We start from the raw sequence: 24,981 nt of genomic DNA, 5'->3' as shown, positions 1-24,981 counted from the left end.
TAATATTAATCTATCGTTGGGGATGTGGCGAAATGGCAGACGCAGCGGACTTAAAATCCGCAGGGAGCAATCCCGTGAGGGTTCAAGTCCCTCCATCCCCATATAAATTATCCTATTTTGTATTTGGCTTTTAAGATATAATAATTAGATGAGATGGAGTAGATACTTTTTATACACCACCAAAGAAGAACCCTCTGAGACAGAAGCGGCTTCTCATAGATATCTTACCAAAGCAGGCTTTATAAAACAAGTGGCTTCTGGTATATACGAGCTTACGCCCATAGCTTTTAGAGTGTTAAAAAAAATTCAAGATATAGTAAGAGATGAGATGGATAAGGCAGGAGCCCAGGAGCTTCTACTTACTATTTTAAATCCATCGGAACTGTGGAAAGAGACCGGAAGATGGGATTATTACGGCAACGAACTTTTTAAACTAAAAGATAGAAACGAAAGAGATTATTGTCTTGGACCAACACACGAAGAAGAGATAACGGATTTGGTAAGAAGAACAGTGAGGTCTTACAAACAACTTCCTCTTAACCTATATCAAATACATACAAAGTTTAGAGATGAAAAAAGACCCCGTTATGGGCTTATAAGAGGAAGAGAGTTTATAATGAAAGACGCTTACTCTTTTGACACAGACGAAGAGAGCGCTAAGAAATCTTACGATACCATGGTAAAAGCCTACAAAAACATCTTTGAAAGACTAAATTTAAACGTATTGATGGTCAAAGCGGATGTTGGTCAAATAGGCGGCAAAAGTTCTCATGAGTTTGTGGCTATTACAAAGTACGGCGAGGCTTTGGTGGCTTACTGTGAAAGATGTGGATACGCAGCCAACACCGAGATAGTAGAGCTTAAAAAACCAAATAATGGAAAAGAAGCACCGCTACCCACGGAAGAGATTTATACTCCCAACGTAAAAACCATTGAAGAGCTAGCATCTTTTCTGAAGGTTGGTAAAGAAAAGATAATAAAGTCCGTGCTTTATATAAAGCAAGGAAAGCCTGTGATGGTTTTAATAAGAGGGGATAAAAAGATAGATGAAAAAAAGTTAGAAAGGCTTTTTGGTACAGACGAGTTTAGACTAGCAGAAGACGAAGAGGTCTTAAAGCTTTTAAACACAGAAAAAGGTTTTATAGGACCTTTTATAGAGGGAAAAGATATAGAGCTTGTAGTGGACAACTCTTTGTACAACGCCTCTAACATGGTGGTAGCTTTTAACAAGCCCAACTACCATTATAAAAACGCAAACATTCATTTTGATAACTTTGTGGATGTAGCAGAAGTCCAAGAAAACGACCCGTGTCCAGAGTGTGGAAGTCCTTTGAAAGTAGCCCAAGGCTTAGAGCTTGGTCATACCTTTTTGCTTGGAACTAGGTATTCTCTACCTATGAAAGCATATTTTACCGACAAAGATGGTGTTGAAAAGCCTATTGTGATGGGATGCTACGGTATAGGTATATCAAGGCTTATAGCTGCTATAGTAGAGCAATACCACGATGAAAAGGGTATAAAATGGCCTTTGTCTATAGCTCCTTTCCAAGTTATAATCACCTGTGTGAATACATCCGATGAGCTTCAGTACAACGTTTCGGAAAATCTTTATAAAAGCTTAATACAAAACGATGTAGAGGTGCTTTTTGACGATAGAGATGTATCTCCTGGAGTAAAATTTAACGACGCAGATTTGATAGGTATACCGTACAGGATAGTGGTAGGCAAAAAGATAAAAGACGGTCTTGTAGAGGTGGTGGATAGACATACGTTAAAAACCGTTGATATACCGGTGGATAAGGTTTTAGATTATATGAAGGACTTGTTAAATGTAAATGGTAGGTGATATATACGCCGTAGGCCTTAACTATAAAACGGCTCCAGTGGAACTTAGGGAAAAGCTTAGTTGCAATATAGCTGATTTAGATTCAATATTGCAGGTGTTGAAGGCTTCTACAGATGGTGTTAAAGGGTTTATGCTTTTATCCACTTGCAATAGGCTTGAGTTTTACGCTCACGCTTACGATGAAAAGTACGTGTTGGATGCTTTTAAAAGATATCTAGATATAAAAAACCAGCATTTTGATAAAACGCATTTTTTCTTAAAAGCTGGAAAAGAGGCCGTTATCCATATATTCAAAGTAGCTTCTGGCCTTGATTCCATGGTTATAGGAGAACCCCAAATAGTAGCCCAGTTTAAGGAGGCTTTTTTAAAAGCAAAAAGTTTAGGAACCACTGGAAAAGTAGTCAATAGGCTTTGCCAAAACGCTCTTCACGCTTCCAAAAGAGTAAGGTATGAAACAGGTATAAGCAAAAGTGCAGTATCTGTAAGCTATGCGGCAGTAGAACTTGCAAAGCGTATATTTGGGGAGCTTACAAATCATAAAGTGCTTTTGATAGGGACTGGTGAGATGGGAGAGTTGGCTGCAAAATATCTTCAGCGCTCAGGAGCCAGCATATATATATCAAACAGAACTTACGAAAGGGCTATAGCTTTGGCAGAAAATATAAGGGCAAATGTGATAAGGTTTGAGGAAATAGAGCAGTTTTTATACGAGTTTGATGTAGTTTTAGTATCTACCGGTGCCCAAGGGTATGTGTTAACTAAGGATGTTGTAGCAAAATCCATGAAAAAAAGACACTACAAACCTATATTTTTAATAGATATATCAGTACCAAGGAATATAGAACCATCTTGCGCTGATTTAGATAGCGTATTTTTGTACAACATAGATGATTTAAAAGAGGTGGTGGAAAATAACTTGTCCAATAGGTTTCAAGAGGCTAAAAAAGGTGAATTTATAATACTGGACGAAGCTGATAAATTTTATAAATGGCTTGAAAATCTTGAATTAGAGCCTATAATTATAAATATGCTAGATTATACTAAAAATGGCTCAAAGGATTGTAAAAAAATAGTGCATAGAGCGATAAAGTTGATAAGAGAAAATAAGGAGTATACACCTTTGGTGTTTGAGCTTTTAGGAATAAAATTCAATGAAAAGGAGATAAATTATGGATTTGTTGAACGATAAAACGTTTCCGGTGTCCATCACTGAATTGATGGAGTTAGAGTCAGAAAGCTCTATAAAAGCCTATATAATGATAAAAGCAGAACCAAAAGAGATACCCTCTATTATGATAGCGCTTTCTACATTTGATGGTATAAGGACAGCGGATGTAGTAACTGGTCCTTACGATATTATAGTTTTTGCAGAGCTTAAGAATCAAGATGAGTTAGGTAGATTGGTGATTACCAAGATTCATACGTTGGAAGGAGTGAGAGAGGCAATTACCTGCGTAGTAGTTAGAATATAACAATTAAATGTTTAATGGAAATAGAGCTTTTTGACGTAAAAGATATAGATAAAGTAGCTAAGCTCTATCTTAAAAGCTATAAAAACCTAGAAGAATATTCTTATACACATGAAGAGGATGTTAAGGTTTATATAAATTGGCTTTTAAGAAGAGATGTGGCTGGTCTTTTTGTGGTGAAAGACAACGATAGGATAGTAGGTTTTATGGCTATAGACGGCAACTGGTACAGTAAAAAGTACAACAAGGTAGTTGGTGCAATACATGAGATTTTTGTGGACCCAGATTACTTTGGAAAAGGAATAGGCTCAAAGTTGATGGAAAAAGCTATAGAGTATTTTAAGCAAAGGAACTTAAACCTTGTGGAGCTTTGGGTAGGGGATAAAAACGAAAGGGCTATGAAGTTTTACGAAAAGTTTGGATTTAGGAAAGATGGACAGTACAATTTTTGGGTCAGGATGGTAAAAGATATTTGATAGTATTTTTAGTAGAAGATATAAAAGCTACTACATCTGTGGCTTTGTTTCACGCTTTGGCGAAAAAACAAATTGAGTGTGTAGTTATACTAGAGCCATCTGACGTTTGTGTTAGTCTTGGATATTTTGACAACGCAAACCGTTTTTTGGATTTTAACTACTGCAAAACCCGCAATATACCGATAATAAGAAGGCAAACTGGCGGTGGAACTGTCCTTCTTCACAAGGGGCAAATTTTTTATCAATTTATTTTTTCTAAAAGCAACAAAACTATTCCCTTTAAGATGGAAAATGTGTATAAGTATTTTTCTAACATAGCGATAGATGTGTATAAGCATCTTGGTATAAACGCTTCTTATAAGCCAATAGCAGACATAGTCCTAAACGATAAGAAAATATCTGGCCAAGGGGCAGGCGATATAGAAAATATGCTTGTGTTTGTGGGAAATATTTTAATGGATTTTGATTTTGATACTATGACAAATATCGTTTCTTGCGTGAGAGATAAAGAGGGTTTTAGGCATATTTTAGAAAAGCACATTACCACAATCAAAAAAGAGAGCCTAAATATTAGTAAAAACGATATAACAAAGGCTTTTTTAGATGTCCTAAAGAAAAACTTTGGTGAATTAGAAATAGCTCCTTTGCCAAATGATATTTTAGAACTTGCTGAGGTTTTAGAAAAAGAGCTTACTTCTTGGGATGTTATAACAGAGGATACTGGAAAGAAACATGAAACTTTTAAAATAAAGGAAGATTATTTCATAGACCCAATTACGCTTAGAAAAATAGATTTATGATATGTGATCATATTAGTAATTTAACATTTATTTTATGGTATTAAGCTTTTATATAGAAAAATTTAAATCTATAAATATATTAGAATAATCAATCTTAAAGGAGGTTTCATATGGAAGCGGTACTAGATTTTGTTTTAACGGATAGGGCTATAAAAGCTATAAAAAAGCTTGCTTTAAAAAAGCAGCTTTCAAATCCAGTGTTTAGGGTTAGTCTTATAAAAGAAGGTTGCGCTGGATATAAATATCACACAGAGTTTGATGAAGCCACAAGAGAAAACGATATAGTAATAGACTATGGGGATTTTAAAGTAGCTATAGACAAAGACTCTTATGAGCATTTGAAAGGTACAGAGTTAGACTACATAGAAAATCTTATGAAAACTAACAACTTTATATTCAACAATCCAAATATAAAAAAGACTTGTAAATGTGGCTCATCTTTTAACTTCGGATAACCCTTGCTTTTTATTGTGAATTTTGATATAATAAATATTCTCATGGGGTGTAGCTCAACTGGCAGAGCATCGGATTTTGGATCCGAGGGTTCCTGGTTCGAATCCAGGCACCCCAGTTTCCACTTTTATATTTAGGAGGATGTAGCTCAGTTGGCAGAGCGAGGGATTGTGGATCCCTATGCCGCGGGTTCGACCCCCGTCATCCTCCCTTAACGCTTTATGAACAATACTATTGTAGCTCCTGCAACCCCTATGTTGAAATCGGCTATCTCTATTGTAAGGTTGTCGGGTCCAACCTGTAAGGATATCGCTAAGCGTTTTTTGTGTCTTGAAAATCCAAAGCCAAGATACGCTTATCATAGAGCTTTTTACATAAAAGATAACATGTTAGATGATGTTGTGGTTATATATTATCAGGCTCCACATTCTTACACTGGCGAAGATATGCTTGAGATTTTCTTTCATGGAAACCCCATCATTGTAGAAAAAGCTATTGAAAGTCTTATAGAATACGGATGCTCTTTTGCGTCGCCTGGGGAGTTTACCAAAAGAGCTTTTCTAAATGGTAAGATGAGCCTTGATGAAGCCTCTAGTGTTGAGCTTTTAATAAACGCCACCACAGAAAAAGCTATTGAAAACGCTCTGGGCATATTAAAAGGAAGATTTTCTCATTTTATTGAGGATTTAAGGAAAGAGTTTGTAAAGATAATAGCAAACATAGAAGCAGACATAGAATTTGGGTATGAGGATATAGAGCCTCTTAGTGTGGATGAGATAAAAAAAGAGATAGAGAACCTTGCAAGAAAGTTAGAAAATTTTTACAGCAAATTAAAAGAGCAATCTTTTTTATACGATGGCATAAAGATAGCTATTGTAGGTAAACCAAACGTTGGAAAATCTTCTTTGTTTAATGCGCTTTTACAAAAAAGAAGGTCTATAGTGTCTGACATACCAGGTACTACTAGGGATTATGTAGAAGATAGGTTAGAGCTAAACGGTTTTCCAGTAAAGCTTGTTGATACAGCTGGGATTAGAAAGACTGATGACCCAATAGAAAAAGAAGGCATAGATATAGCCTTAGAGCACATGAGAGAAGCTCATGTAGTACTTTTTGTAGTGGATGGGTCTAGTGAGTTAGACGAAGAGGATTATTTTATATATGATATTGTTAAAAGCCTAAATACGTTGGTGGTATTAAACAAGAGTGATTTAGGTATAAACGCTAAAACCCTTGATTTTTTTAAAAATGATGCTATAATAATTTCTATAAGAAATCAAGAAAATTTGGAATACTTGAAAAACAAAATTTTAAATATGATGGATTTAGCTGAAGATGGTATTTATGTTTCAAAAAGAAATAGGTTTTTGGTAGCAAAAGCTTTAGAGGCTCTAAAAGAAGCCGCTTTGCAAGATAAAACAGAAATCGTTATGTTATACATAAGGGAGGCTTTAGATTATCTTGAGGAAATACTTGGGCTAATTACAGATGAAAACGTTTTGGATGAGATATTTTCTACATTTTGCATCGGAAAATGATTTTTTTATTTTTGGCCATAAGCGGGCGCTGGAGGGCCATAAAACCCGCTATACAAATACCAGCATTTAATTGAATGGGATGAAAATATGGAACAAGAAATTAGTTCAAAAGAGTTATCTTTAGAAGAGCTTAAAAAGATGACAATGTCCGAGTTGCAAAAACTCGGCAAAGAGTTTGACTTAAAAAGGATTACAGGCATAAGGAAAGAAGAGCTTATAGAAGATATATTAGAAGCTTATGGTAAAACAAAAGGCTTGAGGTTTGTAAGGGGCGTGTTAGAAGTTTTGCAAGACGGGTATGGGTTTTTAAGAAGCCCTTCCAACAACTACATGCCAAATCCAGACGATATATACGTTTCTCCTTCTCAAATAAAAAAGCTGTATTTAAGAACTGGAGATACTATCATAGGGTTTTCAAGACCGCCAAAGGACAACGAAAAATATTACGCACTGATAAAAATTGAAGCGGTAAACGGCTTACCCATAGGCTCTTTGGAGTTAAGAAGTAGGCCATCTTTTGATAAGCTTGTGCCATATCATCCTACCGAACGGCTTAATATAGAATACGATCCGTCTGATTATGCAACAAGGGTATTAAGCCTTGTAAGTCCTATAGGTAAGGGTCAAAGAGGACTTATCGTAGCACCGCCAAAAGCTGGTAAAACTGTAATACTTCAGCGTCTGTCAAAGGCAATTCTTACGAACCATCCAGAGGTTTATCTAATCATCCTTTTAATAGACGAAAGACCAGAAGAAGTTACAGAGATGAGACGTATAGTGATGTCAAATGCCGATAAAGCTGACCACGAACCAGAGGTGATAGCCTCTACTTTTGACGAGCCACCGGAAAGGCATATGCAAGTGGCAGAACTTGTCATAGAAAAAGCAAAAAGACTTGTAGAGCTTGGAAACGATGTGGTTATACTCCTTGATTCTATGACGAGATTTGCTAGAGCTTCCAACGCTGTTACGCCGCCTACTGGTAGAGTGTTGTCTGGTGGTATAGAAGCTACGGCTTTGCAAAGGCCTAAAAAGTTTTTTGGGGCTGCTAGGAATATAGAAGATGGAGGTAGCCTTACCATTATTGCTACAGCTTTGATAGAAACGGGTTCTCGTATGGATGACGTTATATACGAAGAGTTTAAGGGCACTGGTAATATGGAGGTGCATCTTGATAGAAGACTCACCGAAAAGCGCATATTCCCAGCTATCAATATAAGCAAATCTGGTACGAGAAAAGAGGAGCTTTTGCTTTCAGACTGGGAGCTTCAACGTATATGGGTACTTAGAAAGTTTTTCTCTTCTATGGACGATGTAGAGGCTATGGAATTTTTACTTGATAAGCTTAAAAAGTTTAAAACGAACCAAGAATTTTTAAAAGCGATGAACGCTTAAAAAGGATATTTGATGAAAACAAGAGACGATATAAGAAACGTAGCAATTATAGCACACGTAGACCATGGTAAGACAACGCTTGTGGATGCTCTTCTAAAACAAAGTGGGACTTTTAGGCAAAACGAAGAGGTACAAGAAAGGATTTTAGATAGTAACGCCCTTGAAAGAGAAAGAGGTATTACGATTTTAGCAAAAAATACCTCTGTAAATTATAAAGGTATCAAAATAAACATAGTGGACACACCAGGACATGCTGATTTTGGTGGGGAAGTAGAGCGTGTTTTAAACATGGTAGATGGAGTTATACTGCTTGTAGATGCCGCTGAAGGACCTCTTCCTCAGACAAGGTTTGTACTGAGAAAAGCCTTAGAAGCGAAGCTAACTCCTATAGTGGTTATAAACAAAATAGATAGGCAAGACGCAAGGCCAAACGAAGTTCTGAACGAAATATACGATCTTTTTATAGATTTAGATGCCACTGAAGACCAGCTTGATTTTCCAGTGTTATATGCTATAGCTAAAAAAGGTATAGCAAAAACCTCTTTAGAACAGGAATCCACCGATTTAGAACCTTTGTTTGAGGCAATAGTAAATACGATACCAGCTCCGAAATACGATGAAAACCAAGTTTTGCAGCTTTTAGTAGCCTCTTTAGATTACGATAACTTTTTAGGAAGACTTGCTATAGGAAGGATTCAAAATGGATATTTACGACAAAATCAGCAGGTCTCTATAGCTTCTCCAGAAGAAGGTGTTGTAAAGACTGGTTTCATAAAAGCCATATACACGATAGAAGGTCTTAAAAGAGTTGAAACCAAAGAAGCTTTTGCTGGAGATATTGTTGCCATAGCTGGTTTTGAAGATATAAACATAGGCCAAACTATATCTGATGCCGAAAATCCATTGGCTTTACCATCTATAAAAGTAGAAGAGCCCACTATATTTATGACGTTTTCCGTAAACGACTCTCCTTTTGCTGGAAAATCTGGTAAATACGTGACTTCAAGACATTTAAGAGATAGACTATACAAAGAAACTCTTATGAATGTAGCTATAAAGGTAAGGGACACGGACTCTACGGATTCTTTTTTGGTAATGGGAAGGGGCGAGCTTCAGATGGCTATACTTGTTGAGACCATGAGAAGAGAAGGATACGAGTTTCAAGTGTCTAAACCAGATGTTGTTACCATAGAGCAAGACGGCAAAAGGTTAGAACCTGTAGAAAGGGCTATCTTAGATATCCCAGAGGAATACGTCGGCATTGTGTCTCAAAAACTTGGTTCTAGAAAAGGGCGTATGGTAAATATGATAAATCATGGTTTTGGTAGAGTAAGGCTTGAATTTGTTATACCGTCTAGAGGGCTTATAGGATATAGGTCAGAGTTTAAAACGGATACCAGGGGAGAAGGGCTCATAAATACTGTACTTGAAGGATATGAACCTTGGCAAGGCGATATTAAAAGCCGTATAAACGGAGCTATCGTAGCCGATAGAAAAGGTGTAGCTACTCTTTACGCTTTGCTTGGTTTGGAAGATAGGGGCATATTTTTTATAGAGCCTGGTACAGAAGTTTACGAAGGCATGGTAATAGGAGAACACAACAAGGACAACGATCTTTATGTAAATATAACAAAGGAAAAGAAGCTTACCAACAACAGAGCTGCCGCCGCTGAAGAGTATGTAAGGCTTACACCACCAAGAAAAATGAACTTTGAGCAAGCTATGGAGTGGATAACGCAAGATGAACTCATAGAAGTGACTCCAGATGCTATAAGGATAAGAAAAAAGAAAAAGTGATAAAAATAGCTATCACCGGAAACTTTGGTGTAGGCAAGTCCTTTGTATCATCGTTGTTGAAAGAGCTTGGTGTGTGTGTTTACGATGCTGATGCTATAATCCACGAGCTTTATAAAAAAGACGAAATGTTAAAAAAAGAGATTGTTGGGCTTTTAGGAGAAGGTATATTAAAAGACGGGGCTATAGATAGAAAAAAAGTTGCCAGTATAGTCTTTAACGATAAAGAAAAGCTTTTTGCCTTGGAAAAAATAGTACACAAAGCTCTTTACGATTATCTTGATAATTTATTAAAAACCTTAAATTGTGATATGTTTGGCTTAGAAGCATCGTTGGTAATAGAAAACGGTACTTATAAAAGTTACGATGTTGTAATAGTAGTTTATGCAGATAAAGAAACATCTAAAAAACGCCTTTTGGAAAAAGGTTACACTGAAGAAGAAATAGAAAAAAGACTTTCAAGACAGATGCCAATAGAGGAAAAGCTCAAGTACGCCGATTTTGTAATAGACAATTCAAATGGTAAAGAATACACTATAAAACAGGTAAAAGATATATACAACAAGATTAGATATGCTAAAATATTAGGTATGAAAAAATGGAAAGAACACTTAGACAAACTCAAGAGGTTAGAGGAGTTTATAAGCACCCACTTTGATCAAGTGGAAACAATAGTAGAGCTTTGTATGCCCGGTAACGACTGTTGTCCACATTGCGATAAGCCATTTATTTTGGTCAAATTTTGTTTAGAGGACAACAAGTGCCACGAAAGAAAGATAGAGCTATTTGATCATTATTTTGACCTAGAAGATCAAGAGCTATTTGATCAAATAACTCATTATGTAGAAGATTTTATGATGGAAATAGAGCAATCAGAATACGGCGGTGGCTGACGATGATAAGGCTTGCTATAATAGGGGTTGGTAATTGTGCTAGCGCTCTGATACAAGGTATTTTTTACTATAAAAAAAGCGATTTGAAAGATGTAAGCGGTCTTATGTATGAAGATATAGGGGGTTATAAGCCTTACGATATACAGGTTGTGGCTGCTTGGGATATAGATAAAAGAAAAGTAGGAAAAGATGTATCTGAAGCTATATACGCAAAACCAAATTGCACAGCTATCTTTGAGCCAAACGTTCCAAACTTAAACTGTAAAGTGAGAATGGGTCAAGTTTTGGATGGACTAGCAGAGCATATGTCAAATTATCCAGAAGATCTTACTTTTGTAAAAGCCGATGAAAAAGAAGATGATATGGATACGATAGTAAATGTTTTAAAAGAAACTAAGGCTGACGTTTTAATAAACTATGTACCAGTTGGTTCTGAAAAAGCAGCTAGGTTTTACGCCGAATGCGCTCTAAAAGCTGGTGTTGCCTTTATAAATGCTATGCCAACCTTTATAGTATCTGATAACGAATGGGCTAAGCGCTTCAAAGAAGCTGGTATACCTGTGGTAGGAGATGATATAAAATCACAGCTTGGGGCTACTATATTCCATAGAGCTATAGCTCAGCTTTTCAAAGATAGAGGTGTAAAAATAGACAGGACTTATCAGCTTAACGTAGGTGGTAATACGGATTTTCTAAACATGCTAGAAAGAAAGAGGCTTGACACTAAAAAAGAGTCAAAGACAAAGGCTGTTAGTTCTTTAATAGATTATGATTTAGGTTATGGTAATATACATATAGGTCCTTCTGATTGGGTGCCATGGCTAAAAGATAGAAAGATAGCTTATGTGAGAATGGAAGGTAGGCTATTTGGTGATGTGCCAATGCATGTGGAGGCAAGGCTTGACGTAGAAGATTCTCCAAATAGTGCTGGTTCTGCCATAGACGCTATAAGATGTGCAAAACTTGCAAAGGATAGAGGTATAGCTGGTCCTTTGTATTCTATAAGTGCATACACTATGAAACATCCTCCTGTCCAATATCCAGACTACAAGGCCAAAGAGCTTGTTAACAAGTTTATTGCCGGAGAAATAGAAAGTTAATTGATATTAGAGCTTTCAAAAAGGCTTCTAATAGAACATGTAAATCTACCTAAAAATGCCGTTTGGTTTCACACTGCAAGCATTGGAGAATTCAACAGTATAAAGTTTATAATAGATTTTGTATCTCAAAAATATCCTGTCTTTATAACATATTTTTCACCAAGGGCAAAAGAATTTTTTGAGAAAATAGACTATCCTTCTATACCAATTCCTGTAGATATGCCCCTTTTGTGGAATAAATTTATAACTACCCACAGTCCAAGATGTCTTATAAACGTTGAAAAAGAATTTTGGCCTTTTTTATTAAAAACCAAAATACCAAAAGCACTTTTAAACGGTAGGGCTCCTAAAAATAGATTAGAGGAATACTTGTTGGGATTTTTTGATATGATAGTGGCAAAAGATGAAGAAAGTTTTAGGCTTTTAAAAGAAATAAACAAAAATACTTTTTTGTGTGGAAACCTTAAGTTTTCTATAGATTTACAGTGCGATAATCTTGAAAAAGACAGTATAGTCATAGGAAGTACTCATGAAAAAGAGGAGGAGCTGCTATTACCCACTATAAAATGGATTTTGTCAAACACGGATTATAAAGTCATAATAGCACCGAGGCATATATCTCGCTCCCAAGAAGTGTTAAGGCTTTTAGAAAAAGAAAAGATAAAAGCATCTCTTAAAAGCCAGAAAGAGGATAGGGTAATCGTTTTAGATACCATCGGAGAGCTTAAACACTATTACAAGAGGGCAACTGTAAGCATAGTAGGAGGGTCTTTTGTAGAAGGTTACGGAGGTCACAATATAGTAGAGCCAGTAAGCTTTTGCTCTTACGTTTTATACGGGCCTTATATAGACAAGATAGAAGATGTAGCAAGTATTTTAGAGAGTGTGGGTGTTGGGTTTAGAGTGCGGCAATCAAACATTTTAGAAATGCTAAAATATTGCTTAGAAAGCCCTTTTAATTCCGATAAGCTTTTAGAGCTTTCAACTTATAAAAGAAAATTAAAGTCTTGCTATTTAGAGCTTGTTGAGAATTTTGTTTTAAGAAATCAAAAGCTATAAAGCCTAGCCTACTCTAAATCTAGCTTTTTCTTTAGCTCTTCTGGTATACCTACGTTTTCTCTTAACTGTCCATTTCCAAATATGATAAACTTTTCTATGGTAAGCTCTCTTAAAGCCATTGGGCCTCTTGCGTGTATCTTGTCTGTGGATATACCCATTTCAGCACCTAGGCCAAACTCGTTGCCGTCTGTAAATCTGGTGGAGGCGTTTACATAAACTGCGGCAGAATCCACTTCTTGCAAAAATCTCATGGCTTTTGTGTGGTTTTCTGTGATTATGGCATCCGAGTGTTTAGAGCCGTATTTTTCTATAAAATCCATAGCCTCTTCTAAAGAGTTTACGGTTTTTACGGCTAGTATAAGGTCTAAAAACTCTTCATAATAGTCATCCTCGGTGGCTTTTTTAATTTTGTCTTTAAAAGCTTCAAAATCTTTTGTTTGAAGGGCATTGTAAGTATCTTCATCACACCTTAACTCTACAGAGCTTTCCAAAAGCACCATGGCCATCTTTGGCCAAAAATCCTTTAAAAGGTCTTTGTGTACGATAAGATTTTCTATAGCATTGCACACTGATGGTCTTTGGACTTTTGCATTGTAAACTATGTCGTAAGCTTTTTTAAGGTCCGCTTCATTGTCTACATATATGCTGCAAACGCCTTTGTAATGCTTTATCACCGGGATTTTAGCGGTTTCTGATACGGCCTTTATTAGACTTTCGCCCCCTCTTGGTATAGCAACATCCACAAGACCCTCAAGCTGCAGGAGTTCTGTGACAATTTCTCTTTCTCTTCTATCTACAAAAGATACAGCGTCTTCTAAGCCATCTACATATTCTTTTATAGCTTGTCTAAAAAGGTCTGCAAGTATTTTGTTGGTATGAAGAGCTTCTTTACCACCTCTTAATATAACAGCGTTTGAAGACTTGAAACACAAGCTAGCAGCTTCTATGGTGACGTTGGGTCTTGATTCGTATACTATAAATATTACTCCAAGAGGTACTCTCATTCTGCCTATTTTAAGTCCGTTGTCTACTGTCCACATGGATGTAATTTCACCCACTGGATCTTTCAATTTGGCAACGTCTTCTAGGACTTTTACCATGCTGTTTATTTGCTTTTCTCCAACTCTTAATCTATCTATCATTGCCTTTGAAAGGCCGATGGACTTTGCAAACTCTAAATCTTTTTCATTTTCTTTCTGGATAAGTTCTTTGTTTTCTATTAAAAGCTTGGAAACTCTTAAGAGTACACTATTTTTAGTAGCTGGTGTTAGGCTTGAAAGCTTTGGCAATACGCTTTTTGCCTTTTTTGCTATTTCTAAAGCATATTCTCTCATAAAAATTATTTTATCCTATTTTTCTTTTATAAGGTAAACTTTGTCTTTTTCTCTTACTTTTTCAGCAACTTTTAGACCTATTGTCATACCTTTATCAGCCTCTTCTACTTTTTGATTTTCTATTTCCATAGATTCTACTTTTTGTCTTACTAGTCCTGTGGATTTCCCTATTATATGTATGGTGTCTCCTATTTTTAGAGGGTGAGCCACTATCTTTACCTCTGCTACAGAGGCTTTTGGGTAGAACTTTATCACATCTCCCACATATATTTTTTCTTCTTTTGCTATAGAGGAGTTTATACCGAAGGAAGCTTCTTTAAAGTAAAAACCACTATCCCATTCTCTATGGTATACTCTTTCTAGCATATCCAAAAGGTCTTGGTATCCTTTGTCTTTCCATTCGTTGTTTAATATTCTGTCCCTTGCTTCTTTGTAGGCTTTTGTACTCATGTATACATAGTCAGGGTTTTTGTTCCTGCCTTCTATCTTCCAAGCGTCCGCCCACATTAGTTTATCTACAAAGTTGATAGTCAATAAATCTTTAGCAGACATTACATAGTCGCTTCCGAGATAATACTCTGTGCCAGAGTTTTTTGATATCACTTTTACATCAAATTCGTGCCTGCAAACCTGATAGCATTCTCCCCTGTTTCCGGATTTTTGGAATACCTCATGACTCAGAAAACATCTTCCAGATACTGCCATGCACATAGATCCATGCACAAACACTTCCACTTCTAAGCCTGTGTTTTGTTTTAGGCTTTTAACAGAATCTAAATCAAGTTCTTTAGCTGGGACTATACGCTTTATACCCAAATCTTTGTAAAATTTACCAGAGATAGAGTTTGATACGGAAGCCATTGTAGATATATGTGTTTCTAAGCCTCTTGCCAAGCTTCCAAGCACCACAGAAAAATCCCAGGCTATAACAGCATCTACTTTTATATCCTTTAAAAAATCAAGTACGTCTTCTAAATACGGTATATCTTCTTCGAAGACTATTGAGTTTAGGGTTATGTATTGTTTTACGTTGTAATCTTTTGTGATGAGCCTTGCTTGTTTTATATCTTCTTTTGAAAAGCCCCCTTTGCCGGCTCTTTGATTTAACTTGTCAAATCCCATATAAACTGCGTCTGCTCCGGCTTTTATAGCAGACATCAAACTTTCAAAAGTACCAACTGGTGATAGTATCTCTGGTTTTTTCATGAGAGTATTATATCAAAATAGGGCGGGAAAAACTCCCGCCCTTGTCAGAAAGATTTGTTAGGTTGCTTCAAAGACAAACTCCCCGTCTTTTACATCTACTTTTACTTTAGAGCCTTCTTTTATTTCGCCTTTTATTATCTTGTTGGCTAAAGGAGTTTCTAATAGTTTTTGAACTGTGCGTTTTAGCGGTCTCGCACCAAAGGTTGGTTCATATCCTCTTCTGGCAAGCTCTTTCTTGGCTTCTATGGTTAGTTCTACTGTTATATTTTTATCTTTTAAGCGCTTATTAAGGTCATTTATCAACAAGTCTACTATTTGAATAAGTTGTTCCATAGTAAGAGGTTTGAATACGATGGTATCGTCTATTCTATTGAGAAACTCTGGTCTAAAGAAATGTTTTAGTTCTCCTAAGACTTTTTCTTTGGCTTTTTCAAACTCTTTCCTGATTTCTTCTGGGTCTCCTTCTAATGGAAGGGTGAGAAGATATGTACTACCTATGTTAGAGGTCATTATAATGACCGTGTTCCTAAAGTCTACTGTCCTTCCATGAGAATCTGTCAGTCTTCCGTCGTCTAACACTTGCAAGAATAAATCAAATACCCTTGGGTGGGCTTTTTCTATTTCATCTAAAAGCACAACGCTATAAGGCTTTCTTCTTACGGCCTCTGTTAGCTTTCCACCTTCTTCGTATCCTACGTATCCAGGAGGAGCACCTATTAGTTTTGACACGGTATGCTCTTCTTTAAACTCTGACATATCGAGTCTTATAAGAGCGTCTTCCTCGCCAAACAAGAGTTCTGCCAAAGCTTTTGACAACTCTGTCTTACCTACACCGGTAGGACCTAAAAATAAGAAAGAAGCAATTGGACGTTTTGGGTCTTTTAGACCAGCTCTTGCTCTTCTTATAGCTTCTGCTACGGCTATCACTGCATCGTCTTGACCTATAACCCTTTTATGAAGCTCTTCTTCTAAGTGCAATAGCTTCTCCATCTCTTCTTCTTTTAGCTTGTTTAGAGGTATACCAGTCCAGTCTGATACTACTTGAGCTATATCATCGTATGTTACGTTGAGCGTTTTTGCACGTTTTGATTCTAATGCTTTTATCTCCTTCTCTGTATTTATCATCTCTATCTTTAGCTGGGCTTCTTTTTCGTAATCACCTTTTTCTGCAACTTTTATAATCTGTTGTTCTAGGTCTTCTAGCTTTTTCTTGAGTTGATTTATCTTGATATCTATCATATCAAGCTTGTTGATGATATCTTGTTTTTGCTTTTCAAGGTTTACCTTCTCTATCTTTAACTGGGCTTCTTTTTCGTAATCGCCAGATAGATTTGCATTGACTATTTGTTCTTCCAAAGCTCTTAGCTTTCTTTCTATTTCCTGAAGTTCTGGAGGTACTGTTACAGAGGCTAACTTTTTACGAGCGCAGGCTTGGTCAAGGGCATCTATGGCTTTATCTGGTAGTTTTCTAAATGTTACATACCTGTGCGTTAGTTTTACAGCAGCGTCTATGGCTTCGTCTTCTATTTTTACTTTGTGGAAATCTTCTAATTTTGGTTTTAAACCTTTCAATATCTCTATAGCCTCTTCTATGGTAGGTTCGTCTACGTATACGGGCTGAAACCTTCTTTCTAAGGCGAGATCTTTTTCTATATATTTTCTGTACTCATCTAGCGTTGTTGCTCCAATAAGCCTTATCTCGCCCCTTGCCAAAGCCGGTTTTAACATATTACCAGCGTCTAAAGAACCTTCGCCTTTTCCTGCTCCTATTACCGTATGAATTTCATCTATAAATAAAATAACTTCTGGCTTTTCTTTTAACTCATCTAATAGCTTTTTTACTCTTTCCTCAAACTCGCCTCTATATTTAGAACCAGCCACCAAAGAACCCATGTCTATACTTATTATGCTTTTGTCTTGAAGCTCTGGTGGAACCTCTTTGTTTACTATCCTTTGGGCCAAGCCTTCTACTATAGCAGTTTTACCTACACCCGGGTCTCCTACTAATACAGGGTTGTTTTTGCTCCTTCTTAGAAGTATTTCTATGGTTTGATTTATCTCTTTCTCTCTACCAATAACTGGGTCAAGTTTGCCATCTTTTGCTTTTTGCGTAAGGTCCACCCCGTAGCGTTCTAATATAGACTTTTCTTCTTCTTGGATTTCTTTTTCTGTGTCCATGCTTTTACCTCCTAAAATTTGTTCTAAAAGTTTTGCGGCTATAAAATCTTTTGCTTCTAAAAGCGCTGAAACTAGATGAGTTGCCGAAATCTCTGCAACACCCTCTTTTACAGCTTTTTCTTGGGCTAATTCAAACACTCTTTCTAAGTTTTTGGAATATCCAAACTCTGGGGTTTTCCCTATAAATCTTTTTGACACCTTGTCTTCATACCTATCAAAGGATATACCTATTTCTTTTAATTGTTCTTTGTGTGGGCTTTCTTTTAAAGCTGTTTTAACAAGAGCATCTATAGATATTTTGTTGTTTAAGAAATCTCTTACTGCGCTTTTGTCAAAAACGGTAGATAAGTTTTGTTCAACTCTTGAAAGCTCTCTGTTTAGGCGTTCTTCCTCTGCTCTTAGTTGTCTTAATTCTAGCTCTAGCTGTCTTGCGCTCCAAGGGTCGTACCTTCTAGCTCTTTCTAATTCGTTTTCTATCCGTCTTTTTGCTTCTTTTATCTCAGAAAGCTCTGTCTGAATGTTTGATATATCGGATTTTAATTGAATAATCTTGCTTCTTAAGTCTATAAGATGGTTAGCCTCCGATTCTGCTGCTTTGTTTAGTTGAACGTCTATGCTGTTTATGTGTTCTTTTAGCTTTTGATATAGCTCTTTTGAGTCTATACCTTTTTTCGAAACGTATTTTGACAGCGCCGAATCTGGGTCTTTTAAAAGTGCCAAAAGAAGATGGTCTGTGTCTACTTTAGTGTCGCCCAAAGACCTAGCCGTTGAAGACGCTTGCTCTATGTAATCTTTTACTTTCTTACTCCACATGTTTTCGCTATACATATCAACCTCCTATTAGTATTATACTATAATTTAAGCTTTAGTATATTTTTGTCAATACATTTGATATTAATATACTAATATTATTTGCTACAACTATTACCAAATACGTTGTTTAGTTGACATCCGCCTCCAAAATTTAGATTGTTGCCTTGTTGTATGTTTGAATTGGTTTTTTTGGTTTTATTAAAAAACGACTCTATAGCATCAGAGCCCACAAGCACTTTGTATCCGTATGGCTCTCTTACGAATAGCACAGGAGCTTCGCTTATACCCATGGACATTAGAAGCCCTTTATGTTTTGAAGCGTTTATCTTGTTGTAATCTACGTGTATGCTGTCTAAAAATTTTTCTGCGTGCTCGCAGTGAGGGCATCCCGGAAGATACAAAAGCGTATATTGATTTTTTATCTCCAAAGTAGGGTTGTTTACCATGAAAACCGTAAAAAATACAAAGAAAAAAGCGCTAAACCCTTTTAAAAGTATCTCTTTGTTTTCTTTTACTCTTATTATAAAGAGTGTTAGTATTATTAAAAATGTAACTGTGCAAAAAATACAAAACGTATGGGCTGTAAATATTTCAAATCCTTGTAGATACCCTTCCGAAGCTAAAGCACCTATCAGCACATTATCTAAGAGTTTTTCTTTCTTTTTTTCTTTTAAAAACCCCAAAATTATAAAAAGTAAAATCCCTATTGTAAGCATTACAAACTCTGGGTATCTGTTGTAAGAGGCTGCTATGGTACATCCTGAGCTTGTGCACACGCTTTTGTGGAAGATACCCATTACAAGCTCTAGTGCAACCCAAACAATACCCAAGATTGATATTTTAGTAAATATACCCATATGGTATTAATTATAACGATAAAATGGTGTTTTTGCTTTATAATAGTCTTATGGTTAGAACAAGGTTTGCTCCAAGTCCAACAGGATATATGCATCTCGGTAATGCAAGAACCGGTATTTTTAGTTATCTTTTTGCAAGACACCACAACGGAAATTTTATACTAAGGATTGAAGATACCGATAGAGAAAGGTCTACAAAAGAGTTTGAAGAATCTATTTTAGAAGATTTAAAATGGCTTGGTATAGATTGGGATGAGTTTTATAGGCAATCAGAAAGGTTTGATGTTTACAGAGAATATGCCAAAAAACTTTTGGAATCAGGACATGCGTATTATTGCTTTTGCAAAGAAGAAGATATTGAAAAGCAAAGGGAAGAAGCTTACGCTCAAGGAAAAGCTTATAGATATCCTGGTACTTGTAGACATCTTTCTAAAGAAGAAGTGGAAGATAGATTGAAAAAAGGCGAATCTTACGTTGTGAGGTTTAAGGTTCCAGACGGAAAAGTGATAAGTTTTGATGATTTGATAAGAGGCAATATAAGCATAAACGTAGATGATTTTGGGGATTTTGTGATAATAAGAAGCGACGGAAGCCCTGTTTATAACTTTGTGGTGGTAATAGACGATGCTCTTATGAAAATAACCCATGTTATAAGAGGAGAAGACCATATATCAAACACACCAAAACAAATTCTTATATACGAAGCCCTTGGCTTTAAACCTCCAGAGTTTGCGCATTTGCCAGTAATCCTTGGAGAAGACAGGACAAAGCTCTCAAAAAGACACGGTGGTGTTTCTGTGAGATTTTACAAAGAAAACGGCTATTGCCCGGAAGCTCTTTTCAACTATCTTTGTCTTTTAGGATGGTCCAGCGAAAAGCTTGGTAAAGAGATTATATCAAAAGAAGAAGCCATAAAACATTTTGATATAAAAGATATAAATCTATCGCCGGCTGTTTTTAGTCACGATAAACTGTATTGGTTAAACGGCGTTTATATAAGAGAAATACTATCAGAAGATAGACTTTTAGAGGACTTGATGCCTTTTATAGAAAAAGCCTATAAACAATTTGATATAGAGTATCTTAAAAAGATAGTGAAAGCCACCAGAAAAGAATACAACACATATTTGGAAGCTGTTGAGAAACTAAGGCCATTTTTTGAGCACAAAGACCCAGATGAAGCGGCAAAGATAGAACTTGAGAAAATAGACAAAAGTGTTTTTGAGCTTTTGATAAAAGAAATAAGTGATTTAGAAGAGATAACCCCAGAAAACTTAAAAGCTGTTGTAAAGCATATCCAAAAATCCACAGGATTAAAACCAAAAGATATATGGCATGCTTTAAGAATAGCCATAACAGGCTCTTTGGAAGGTATAGCGATAGATGTTATAGTATCAATTCTTCCAAAAGAAGAAACCTTAAGAAGACTTTCTAAGTTTGTATGAAGCTTTTATATTTTTCTATATTAAAAGAAAGGCTCGGGGCTTTTGAAGAGATTGAGTTTGAAGGAAATGAAGCGCACTTAAAAGAATACTTATGCAAAAAATATCCTGCTCTTTGCGATATAATTAAATCTTGTAGGTTTGCCAAAGAAAACGAATATGCAAGCGAGTTTAAAAACGATGATACTGTCCTTGTAATACCCCCTGTAAGTGGTGGATAAAGTCCTTGTTCTTAGGTTTTCTTCCCTTGGAGATGTTATACTTACGACAGCTGTTTTAAAACCACTTTACGATGCTGGTTTTGATGTATATCTTATGACCTATAAAGAGTTTGCTCCTATTTTTCAAGATTCTTCTTTTGTAAAGGTTTTAGAAGTTGATAAATCAAATATGTTTGAGGTTGCTAAAGGTATAAATCCTAATATTGTTGTAGACCTTCATAAAAATCTAAAAACTTTTGCTTTAAGAAGCCTTTTAAAAGCAACATGGTTTTCTTACAATAAAAAATCTTTAAAAAGAAGGCTTTGTGTATGGTTTAAGGCTTTTAAAAAAGAAAACTTTTATATAACTAACGAGTATGCAAGTGCCGTAAAGCCTATTTTAGACATAAAAAACCCAAAACCTTATTTGGAAGTAAAATCTGATAGAGTTGCCAAATTCTTATCCTCAAAACCAGTTATAAGCCTTGGAGTTGGGGCTAGGTATGATAAAAAAAGATATAAACATTATAAAGAACTTTCTCAAATGTTTTTAAAAAATGGTTTTGAGGTGAGGCTTTTGGGTGGAAAAGATGATGTTACAGATGCCTATGGCGTAAACTATGTTGGCAGGCTTTCTCTTATAGAGACTCTTGCTTGTATCAAAAGCTCGAAACTTGTGATAGCGAACGACTCATCTATAACCCATATGGCTAGAGCCGTGGGAGTTAAAGTGATTACTATATTTGGTGGGACAGACCCATGCTTTGGTTTTGCCCCAAAAGAAGACGAGGGCATTACAGTCTCCAAGGACATGTCTTGTAAGCCCTGTGATTTGCATGGTAAAGGAGTTTGCAAGTATGGTAATTACCCTTGCCTTGATGTGGAGCCTAGATTTATATTTGACAAAGCTATGGCGCTGTTAGGCTAACATTTTTCATAGTAAAAGCATATTTACAGATTACTTTTATACTATGCGGTATTTTGAATTAGAAGAGGCTAATAGAGTTTTGGAGTCTATAAAACCTGTTATATATGATTTTATAGACCTAAGAGAGGAAATTGTAGATATTATAGAGCGTATTTCCAGCATAGATGATGAGTTGGAAAAGCTTTATATGGAAAGTGTTTTAGAAGAAAAGAAAAACCAAATGAACAACCTAATTTACGAGATATCAGCCAGCGGTGCTGTTGTAAAGGGATTAAACCCTTTGCTATTGGACTTTTTGTCTAAGAATGGAAAGCAAGATATATGGCTATGCTGGTTAGAAGATGAAGAAGAGATAACTCATTGGCATGGTATAGAAGAGGGCTTTGTTGGGCGTAAGCCTGTGGAACTTTTAGAAGAGGAAAGAAGAGATATTTAATTAACATAAATGCCTAAAAATATTTGTAGGGTTTATGTTATAATAATTTTATAGTAAGCTAGAACTTACTTTAAGGATAGGAGGTTGCTATGGCGCTTTTAGAGCTTTTAGGGGAATATCCCTATTCTACAAAATATACTAAGGTTAGGCTCGCTTTTAATGTTATCTCTGCTATCAGTCTTATTGTCTTTCCGCTTTTTCATCTTATTAAGATGGATTTTGCCAATGGAAATTATTATTTATGGGGACATTACACCACCAACTGGACAAAACCAGCCATTTGGGCTTTTTCATTGTGGATAGCTCTTTATAGTATCACTTTTGTTATAAACTATTTTTACGGAAGATTCTTTTGTAGTTTTATATGTACAGAAGGATGGCTTATTAGAGGCGTTAAAGTGCTTTATGATAAACTCTATAGGCACGGCAAAAAATTGCAATTTAATATTATAGTATTTGTTTTAAATGCTTTGCTTACCTTGATACTTCTAAATTGGATAGTGGATTTATCGGTTTTGTTTAAACCATATCATCCCGCTTTTTTATGGGTATCGCTTCTTACGTATGGTCTTATAGCTCTCAATTATCTCGCCATAGGATGGCTAAGGCAAAAGTGGTGTAGATACTTTTGCCCTATAGGTCTTTATCTGGAAGTGCTAAATCAAAAGATGAGATGGCGGATAACTTATGATAAAAACACTTGCACAGAATGTTTGGAATGTGTGAGAGCTTGCCCTATAGCTTTAGACCCTAGGAAACTAAAAGATGAACTTGATACTACAAGCGGTTTAAAGGCTTGTTATATGTGTGGAAAATGTGTGGATGCATGTAGAACAGATTTTAGAGTTCATGGTGAAGAGAAGCAGGCTCTTCACATATCTAGGGTGGATGATGAAGGAAATGCTAAGGATTTGTTTTAATGTTAACATATAAAAGGAGCCTTAGTATGAGGAAAAACATTATATACGTTGGAATGGTTGGTGCCATAGTGGCTTTATCAAGCTGTGAAAAGGTTTATCAAAAAAAGGATTTTAACAACTATAAAAACTTCATAAAATATTCAGAAAGCGTAATACCTTTCTATCTAGATATGATAGAAAAACCTATGTACTTTAACTTCCATCTTACCGATAAAACAAAACGCGAAAGATATGAAACGCTGGCAGCCCAATACTGTAAAGCGAAAGGCGGTGAATTTATAAAAAATGGTCCATGGCTTTACTGTAACTCTTCAAAAGATGAGTATATGATACATGAGACTGACTATGGATTTGAGGTTTACGCCGAGCCCACTAAGCAGATAGAGGGGATTATAGAAAGGGCTATAAATCTTATGAAATCTGAAAGGTATAAAAAAGCCAACGAAGAGCTTAAAAAAGCCTTTGCCTTTGCAAACGTAGTAGGCAACAAATACCTTATTGGGGAAGCAGCTTATTATATAGCTTACAACAACTTTTTATCTTCTAGATACTACGACATAGACAAAGTATTTAAATATATGAAAATAGCTCAAGAAAACGGCATAAACGTATCTAACTTTATATATGATATCAAAATATCTACTCAAAAAATTTTAAACAGTGTATTAAACAAAGCAAAATCAGGTCAGAAGCAACTCGCTTTGGAGGATTTGTCTAGGGCTTTTAAAATTTCAAAGCTCTTAAACGATAACAATCTTTTGTACACTACGTATTACTATTCTGGAAACTTTTATCTTGAAACCGGAGACTATGATAAAGCCATATCATATTTAAAGCAAGCTATTGCTTTGGGTCAAGATAAACCAAATACGCTTGGGCTTTTATACAATCTTTTGGGACAAGCTTATGAAAAAAAGGGTGATTTGAAAGATGCAGAAAAATACTACGTAGAATCTTCTCAAATAGCTCTTAAAAATGGGGATACGGAAGGTGCCGCCATACCGCTAAGACATCTTGGAGATATTTACTATCAAAAAGGCAACTATCAAAAAGCTTATAAATATCACTTGCAGGCTCTTATGATAAGGGGATATAAAACTAGGAAAGGCGGTGCTAGATACGGCCTTGATTTGGACTTATACAACGTTGGCAACGATCTTTATAAGATGAACCAGTGTAAAAACGCCATCGTATATCTTGATGAAGCTGTACCATACTTAGAAAAATTTGGTATATACGATACTATGGCAAAAGCTTTGTACGAAGACATATCTTGCTATCAAAAGCTTGGAAACATTGCGAAAGCAAAAGAGCTTTTTAACAAATATAAAAGTATAATATCTCAACAAAATATGCTGCCTAGGTTTAAAAATCTTGGGTTTTAATTTTTATAATTTTTATATAATTAAGTGATATAATCATTTGAGAGGGTTTTTATGATTTTTAGATTTATAGTAATAGGCGTTGTTGCTTTTGTTCTGCTTCTCATGTTTACTATTTTTATGTACAGCATTTTTTCCAGCAAAAAAGGACAAAAGAGTAGAGAATAATGGGACACCATATGTATGTGCCCGTCGTTTTTAGGATATGGGATGTCATTTTCATGACAATAGTTATGATAATGATGATAATATCTTTTGGGGTTGTGCTTTATTTTTATGTTATGAGAGGTGAGAAGAAAAATGGAAGAAGCGATAAGAGTGATGAATGAAGTAATGGCCAAAGCTGTTACTCCTGCTGATAGAGAATGGTTTGCTTTTTTAGCATTTGGAGTGCTAGCTATTATGGTGGTATCTTTTGTGCTACCTATATGGAAAGGTGGCAACAAAAAAGGAGAAGCTTGA

Annotated in this window: 23 protein-coding genes and 3 tRNA genes; 22 read left to right on the top strand and 4 right to left on the bottom strand. The window is 35.8% G+C overall.

From position 1 onward, the window contains the following. Positions 1–18 precede the first annotated feature (18 nt). The 15 genes from ACYQZV_RS01905 (at position 19) to ACYQZV_RS01835 (ending at position 12,823) form a co-directional block, all read left to right on the top strand. Positions 19–101 (top strand) — tRNA-Leu (locus tag ACYQZV_RS01905). 47 nt (positions 102–148) lie between these two features. Beyond that, entirely contained in the window at positions 149–1,846 is a 1,698-nt protein-coding gene (locus ACYQZV_RS01900; protein ID WP_459892627.1) for a proline--tRNA ligase, read from the top strand. Further along, on the top strand, positions 1,836–3,035 hold the full coding sequence (hemA, locus tag ACYQZV_RS01895) for a glutamyl-tRNA reductase (RefSeq protein WP_459892625.1): 1,200 nt from the start codon (positions 1,836–1,838) through the stop codon (positions 3,033–3,035). The genes ACYQZV_RS01900 and hemA overlap by 11 nt, the downstream gene beginning before the upstream one ends. Beyond that, positions 3,016–3,318 carry an Lrp/AsnC ligand binding domain-containing protein gene (locus ACYQZV_RS01890; protein WP_459892623.1) on the top strand — a complete coding sequence of 101 codons (303 nt, stop codon included), beginning with the start codon at positions 3,016–3,018 and terminating at the stop codon, positions 3,316–3,318. The genes hemA and ACYQZV_RS01890 overlap by 20 nt, the downstream gene beginning before the upstream one ends. A 14-nt stretch (positions 3,319–3,332) precedes the next feature. Beyond that, on the top strand, positions 3,333–3,791 hold the full coding sequence (locus tag ACYQZV_RS01885; protein ID WP_459892621.1) for a GNAT family N-acetyltransferase: 459 nt from the start codon (positions 3,333–3,335) through the stop codon (positions 3,789–3,791). Continuing rightward, positions 3,764–4,591: a lipoate--protein ligase family protein gene (locus ACYQZV_RS01880; protein ID WP_459892619.1), complete on the top strand. Its 828-nt coding sequence runs from the start codon at positions 3,764–3,766 to the stop codon at positions 4,589–4,591. Before ACYQZV_RS01885 ends, ACYQZV_RS01880 begins: the two co-directional genes overlap by 28 nt. A gap of 110 nt (positions 4,592–4,701) precedes the next feature. Then, positions 4,702–5,046, top strand: a complete 345-nt coding sequence (locus ACYQZV_RS01875; RefSeq protein WP_459892617.1) for a HesB/IscA family protein — start codon at positions 4,702–4,704, stop codon at positions 5,044–5,046. A 43-nt stretch (positions 5,047–5,089) separates the two neighbouring features. Beyond that, a tRNA-Gln gene (locus ACYQZV_RS01870) sits at positions 5,090–5,162 on the top strand. Positions 5,163–5,181: 19 nt separating this feature from the next. After that, positions 5,182–5,254 (top strand) — tRNA-His (locus ACYQZV_RS01865). A gap of 11 nt (positions 5,255–5,265) precedes the next feature. Beyond that, the gene (gene mnmE / locus ACYQZV_RS01860) at positions 5,266–6,582 is read left to right on the top strand and encodes a tRNA uridine-5-carboxymethylaminomethyl(34) synthesis GTPase MnmE (protein ID WP_459892615.1); all 1,317 of its coding nucleotides are present in this window, start codon (positions 5,266–5,268) and stop codon (positions 6,580–6,582) included. 87 nt (positions 6,583–6,669) lie between these two features. Further along, the gene (gene rho / locus ACYQZV_RS01855; RefSeq protein ID WP_459892613.1) at positions 6,670–7,977 is read left to right on the top strand and encodes a transcription termination factor Rho; all 1,308 of its coding nucleotides are present in this window, start codon (positions 6,670–6,672) and stop codon (positions 7,975–7,977) included. A gap of 12 nt (positions 7,978–7,989) precedes the next feature. After that, on the top strand, positions 7,990–9,774 hold the full coding sequence (typA, locus tag ACYQZV_RS01850) for a translational GTPase TypA (RefSeq protein WP_459892611.1): 1,785 nt from the start codon (positions 7,990–7,992) through the stop codon (positions 9,772–9,774). Next, on the top strand, positions 9,771–10,664 hold the full coding sequence (coaE, locus tag ACYQZV_RS01845; protein ID WP_459892609.1) for a dephospho-CoA kinase: 894 nt from the start codon (positions 9,771–9,773) through the stop codon (positions 10,662–10,664). The genes typA and coaE overlap by 4 nt, the downstream gene beginning before the upstream one ends. A 2-nt stretch (positions 10,665–10,666) precedes the next feature. Further along, on the top strand, positions 10,667–11,764 hold the full coding sequence (locus ACYQZV_RS01840; protein WP_459892607.1) for an inositol-3-phosphate synthase: 1,098 nt from the start codon (positions 10,667–10,669) through the stop codon (positions 11,762–11,764). Next, positions 11,765–12,823, top strand: coding sequence for a 3-deoxy-D-manno-octulosonic acid transferase (locus ACYQZV_RS01835; protein ID WP_459892605.1), 1,059 nt, complete (start codon positions 11,765–11,767; stop codon positions 12,821–12,823). 8 nt (positions 12,824–12,831) lie between these two features. Here ACYQZV_RS01835 and ACYQZV_RS01830 read toward each other — a convergent pair whose 3' ends face one another. The 4 genes from ACYQZV_RS01830 to ACYQZV_RS01815 all read right to left on the bottom strand — a co-directional run bounded on the left by ACYQZV_RS01830 (position 12,832) and on the right by ACYQZV_RS01815 (position 19,211). Further along, positions 12,832–14,157 (bottom strand): glutamate-5-semialdehyde dehydrogenase, encoded by a 1,326-nt coding sequence (locus ACYQZV_RS01830; RefSeq protein WP_459892603.1) that lies wholly within the window; start codon positions 14,155–14,157, stop codon positions 12,832–12,834. A 15-nt stretch (positions 14,158–14,172) separates the two neighbouring features. Then, entirely contained in the window at positions 14,173–15,363 is a 1,191-nt protein-coding gene (locus ACYQZV_RS01825; protein ID WP_459892601.1) for a peptidase U32 family protein, read from the bottom strand. A 57-nt stretch (positions 15,364–15,420) separates the two neighbouring features. Then, positions 15,421–18,369 (bottom strand): AAA family ATPase, encoded by a 2,949-nt coding sequence (locus ACYQZV_RS01820; protein WP_459892599.1) that lies wholly within the window; start codon positions 18,367–18,369, stop codon positions 15,421–15,423. A gap of 80 nt (positions 18,370–18,449) precedes the next feature. Beyond that, positions 18,450–19,211 (bottom strand): glutaredoxin family protein, encoded by a 762-nt coding sequence (locus tag ACYQZV_RS01815; protein ID WP_459892597.1) that lies wholly within the window; start codon positions 19,209–19,211, stop codon positions 18,450–18,452. Between the two features lie 50 nt (positions 19,212–19,261). Between ACYQZV_RS01815 and gltX the strand changes: the two genes are divergently transcribed. The 7 genes from gltX to ACYQZV_RS01780 all read left to right on the top strand — a co-directional run bounded on the left by gltX (position 19,262) and on the right by ACYQZV_RS01780 (position 24,981). Further along, positions 19,262–20,656, top strand: coding sequence for a glutamate--tRNA ligase (gltX, locus tag ACYQZV_RS01810; RefSeq protein WP_459892595.1), 1,395 nt, complete (start codon positions 19,262–19,264; stop codon positions 20,654–20,656). Continuing rightward, positions 20,653–20,874 carry a MoaD/ThiS family protein gene (locus ACYQZV_RS01805; RefSeq protein WP_459892593.1) on the top strand — a complete coding sequence of 74 codons (222 nt, stop codon included), beginning with the start codon at positions 20,653–20,655 and terminating at the stop codon, positions 20,872–20,874. Before gltX ends, ACYQZV_RS01805 begins: the two co-directional genes overlap by 4 nt. Beyond that, positions 20,867–21,781, top strand: coding sequence for a glycosyltransferase family 9 protein (locus tag ACYQZV_RS01800; RefSeq protein WP_459892591.1), 915 nt, complete (start codon positions 20,867–20,869; stop codon positions 21,779–21,781). Before ACYQZV_RS01805 ends, ACYQZV_RS01800 begins: the two co-directional genes overlap by 8 nt. A 43-nt stretch (positions 21,782–21,824) precedes the next feature. Next, a complete protein-coding gene (locus ACYQZV_RS01795; RefSeq protein WP_459892589.1) occupies positions 21,825–22,217 on the top strand; it encodes a DUF2203 domain-containing protein in 393 nt (130 codons plus the stop codon). Between the two features lie 89 nt (positions 22,218–22,306). Continuing rightward, complete coding sequence (locus tag ACYQZV_RS01790) at positions 22,307–23,137, top strand: 4Fe-4S binding protein (protein ID WP_459892587.1); 831 nt, start codon at positions 22,307–22,309, stop codon at positions 23,135–23,137. A 26-nt stretch (positions 23,138–23,163) separates the two neighbouring features. After that, positions 23,164–24,522, top strand: a complete 1,359-nt coding sequence (locus ACYQZV_RS01785) for a tetratricopeptide repeat protein (RefSeq protein ID WP_459892586.1) — start codon at positions 23,164–23,166, stop codon at positions 24,520–24,522. 297 nt (positions 24,523–24,819) lie between these two features. Then, positions 24,820–24,981 carry a hypothetical protein gene (locus ACYQZV_RS01780; RefSeq protein WP_459892584.1) on the top strand — a complete coding sequence of 54 codons (162 nt, stop codon included), beginning with the start codon at positions 24,820–24,822 and terminating at the stop codon, positions 24,979–24,981.

Source organism: Hydrogenobaculum acidophilum, from assembly GCF_054656715.1.
The sequence above is the reverse complement of the archived record's forward strand: the minus strand, read 5'-3'. Positions and strand labels throughout refer to the sequence as shown.